This window comes from Endozoicomonas sp. ALC013, from assembly GCF_049310205.1.
GTDB lineage: Bacteria > Pseudomonadota > Gammaproteobacteria > Pseudomonadales > Endozoicomonadaceae > Endozoicomonas.
Genome location: NZ_JBLYNS010000252.1, coordinates 1 through 4,011, shown reverse-complemented (window position 1 = coordinate 4,011; position 4,011 = coordinate 1). Strand labels below are relative to the sequence as shown.

The window sequence follows — 4,011 nt, the reverse complement described above, 5'->3', positions numbered from 1 at the left end:
CCTGGTTTTGAAATCACCACTCACGTAATGACAAGGTCCCTGAACGTCGATCACCGTATTGTAATCTGGCAGTTGCAGGTCAACCGGAGGTAATGAGTTCAGACTCTGCTCTTCTTTAATATTCAAAGACGGAAGGCTTGACTGGAGCTGATCGCGTAAGATGGATTGAGATTGGGAAATGATTGTCCGGTAATGGGGGCCCACTGGACACGCCCTCCCAAGCCAACTTGCAGCCATGGCCGTGATGAATGGAAACTCTGTATTGCACGGGGATGGACTTTCCAGGCGAGAGAACAGTTCATCTATGTGCTTTTCAAGGGCGTTTTTATTATCGTCACCGAAGTACAGATAATACCTGGCACTGAATACCATGACTCCCCATAGAGCCATTGATATATCTTGCTGAGAGAGCTGAGGGTTTTCACTGATGCTGTCGACAAGAGAATCGAACATAGATTTAACCAGGTTCAGCTCAATGGCCTCACCCAGTTTTGCCACTGACCACACCAGTGTGGTGACCTCCTGTGGCTTGAAGTGGTTTTTCATTTCTTTTGATTCGGCTTTGGCTTGCACATGGTGCAACAGCGCGGCCAAAACTTCTTTGAGCTTCGGTGTCTTCTTCAGCTCCAACCCGTTTTCCAACAGTGTCACCACGGCCCACAGCAGGTTGGCGATATGCTGTGGAATAAAGTGGTCTTTCTCTTCTTTTGACTCGGCTTTGGTTTTCACATCGAGCAGCAGTGCGGCCACGACCTCTTTGAGCGTTGCTGTCGTCTCCAGCTCCAGCCCATTGTCCACCAGTTTCGCCAAGGCCCACAGCAGGTTGGTGACTTCCTGTGGCTTCAAGTGATCTTTCTCTGCTGTTGATTCGGCTTTGGTTTTCACATGGGGCAACAGCGCGACCACGGACTCTTTGAGCTCCGGTGTCTTCCCCAGATCCAGTCTGTTGTCTACCAGTTTCGCCAGGGCCCACAGCAGGTTGGTGACTTCCTGTGACTTGAAGTGGTCTTTTTCTTCTGTTAATTCGGCTTTGGTTTTCACATGGGGCAACAGCGTGGTCACAACCTCGTCGAGCTTCGCTGTCTTCTCCAGCCCATTGCCCACCAGTTTCGCCACGGCCCACAGCAGATTGGCGATATGCTGAGGAATAAAGTGGTCTTTCTCTTCTGTTGATTCAGCTTTGGTTTTCACCCGGGGCAGCAGCGCGGCCAAGGCCTCTTTGAGCTTCGGTGTCTTCTCCAGTTCCAGCCCGTTGTCCACCAGTTTCGCCACGGCCCACAGCAAGTTGGCGAGGTGCTGTGGCTTGAAGCGGTCTTTCTCTTCTTTTGATTCGGCCTGGTTTTTTACCTGGGAAAACAGCGCGGCCATAATCTCTTTGAGCTTCGGTAGCTTCTTCAGCTTCAGCCCATTGTCCACCAGTTTCGCCAGGGCCCACAGCAGGTTGGTGAGTTCCTGTGGCTTGAAGTGGTCTTTCTCTTCTGTTGATTCGGCTTTGGTTCTCACCCGGGGCAGCAGAGCAACCAAGGCCTCTTTGAGCTTCGGTGTCTTCAACTCCAGCCCGTTGTCCACCCATTTCGCCACGGCCCACAACAGGTTGGCGATATGCTGTGCATTAAAGTGGTCTTTCTCTGCCTTTGATTCGGCTTTGGTTTTTACCTGGGGCAACAGCGTGGCCACGGCCTCTTTGAGCTTCGCTGCATTCTCCAGCGCCAGCCCGTTGTCCACCAGTTTTGCCATGGCCCACAGCAGGTTGACGACTTCCTGTAGCTTGAAGTGGTCTTTCTCTTCTTTTGATTCGGCTTTGGTTGTCACGTGGGGCAAAAGCGCGGCTACAGCACCTTTGAGCTTTGGTGTTTTCTCCAGCCCGTTGTCTACCAATTTCGCCACGGCCCACAGCAGGTTGGAGATGTGCTGAGGGATAAAGTGGTCTTTCTCCTCTTTTGACTCGGCTTTGGTTTTCACCTTGGGCAACAGCGCGGCCACAGCCTCTTTGAGTCTGGGTGTCTTTTCCAGCTCCAGCTCATTCACCAGTTTCGCCATGGCCCACAGCAGGTTGGCGCTACCTTGTGCATCAATATCCCCGGTTTCAGGTTTTTGGTCGGACTTAAGTATTACTGCATCAAGTAAAGTTGACAGTAAATCTGCCTGAGTTTCCTTACTTCCCTTATTCATGTATTTGTCAGGGGTAAAAACACCCGCTGACGTAAATGAATGAAGCGTTGTCGTCAGGCTCCGCCAGGTCCACCCGGCGGTTGCTTTAAAATTGTGCAACAATGGTATCAGTTGGCGTTGTTCACTATGATGCAAAGGTCGTCTTGACGCTAAAGTGTATTGTTTGATTAAAGTGGCAAATTGACTGTGTTTTTTCCCATCATAGCGATCACCGAAACGAGCAGATATGCTCACCAGGTAATCCATTCTTTCTTGTGTGATGAGAGTATTAAAATAATGGACAGGTTTTACTGAATGTCTTGTTGGATGGTGAGCAGAGCAGGCGTCAGAAGCACGATAAAATTCATGACACTTCTGGATATAGGGGAGTGGCGCATTCACCTGTCTGACTGTGCCATGGCAATATCGCCCAGCCGTTGAAAAATCGGTACGATCATCCGGTTGTTTATAATCATTACCGGATGTTGCACGTTGCCAACTGATACCAGCACCGCCTCTGTCCATCATTATATTTCATTAATTCATGGGAAATATAAAAAGTAGACTACTCTACGGCCTCATCAGGCATTAGTTTTTACTGGCTTTTTTTCTCTTCCTTTTTCTCTTTTTTGGTTTATTTATTTGCTCTTCTAAATATTCTTCAGCGGTAAAATAACAGTCATCCGAAAATTGCCCTCCCTCATCAGCAGTAAAATATGCCTCGTCTGCCGCCCACTCACCGCTGCTAAGTGACACAGAGCCATGAGCTTCTGGGAGAGCGGCTAACTTTTCCTTTATTTGCTCAATAACTATTTTCATTGAATCCTGGTTCCCAAGCTTGTTCACCGGGATTTCAATGACCTCAAATCCTAATTTTTTCAGCAGAGCGACTTTCAATAAAGTCGAACCATTCCTGATTTTGAAATCACCACTAACGTAATGAGAAGGTCCCTGAACGTCGATCACCGTGTTGTAATCTGGCAGTTGCAGGTCAACCGGAGGTAGTGAGTTCAGACTCTTTTCTTCTTCAATCTTCAAAGACGGAAGGCTCAATCGGAGTTGCTCGCAGAAGGTAGATTGAGATTGTGAAATAATTGTCTGGTAATAGGGGACCACCGGACACGGTCGCCCAAGCCAACTGGCGGCCATGGCAATGACGGTTTGAGCCTCTATATTCTTCGGGGATGTATTTCCCAGGCGAGAAAATAGTTCACCTATGTGCTTTTCAAGCGGGTTTTTATTATCTCTACCGAAGTACAGATATAACCTGGCACAGAATACCATGGCTCCCCAGAGAGACATCCAAGTATTTTGCAGAGAAAGCTGAGGGGTTTCACTGATTCTGTCGGCAAGAGAACCGAACATAGATTTAACCAGGTTCAGCTCAATGGCCTCACCCAGTTTTGCCATGGCCCACAGCAGGTTGACGGTACCTTGAGTATTGAAGTGGTCTCTCTCTTCTTTTGATTCGGCTGTGGTTTTTACATGGTACAACAGCGCGGCCAGGGTCTCTTTAAGCTTCGCTGTCTTCTCGAGCTCCAGCCCGTTGTCCACCAGTTTCGCCAAGGCCCACAACAGGTTGGCCACTCCCTGTGGCTTGAAGCGGTCTCTCTCTTCTTTCGATTCGGCTTTGGTTTTCACATGGTACAACAGCGTAGCGAGGGCCTCTTTGAGCTTCGCTGTCTTCTCCAGCTCCAGTCCGTTGTCCACCAGTTTTGCCAAGGCCCACACCAGGTTGGCAATATGCTGAGGAATAAAGCGGTCTTTCTGTTCTTTTGATTCGGCTTTGCTTGTCACATGGGGCAACAACGCGGCTACGACCTGTTTGAGCTTCGGTGTTATCTCCAGCTCCAGTCCATG

The 4,011-nt window shown here is 49.2% G+C and carries 2 protein-coding genes; both read right to left on the bottom strand.

Going from position 1 to position 4,011, the window contains the following annotated elements; genetic code table 11:
* A partial coding sequence (locus ACO6V1_RS22710) for a DUF1601 domain-containing protein (RefSeq protein WP_422468751.1) occupies positions 1 to 2,679 on the bottom strand: 2,679 nt, incomplete at its 3' end.
* A 60-nt stretch (positions 2,680 to 2,739) separates the two neighbouring features.
* Positions 2,740 to 4,011: RAP domain-containing protein (locus tag ACO6V1_RS22705; protein ID WP_422468749.1), on the bottom strand; the 1,272-nt coding region annotated here is incomplete at its 5' end.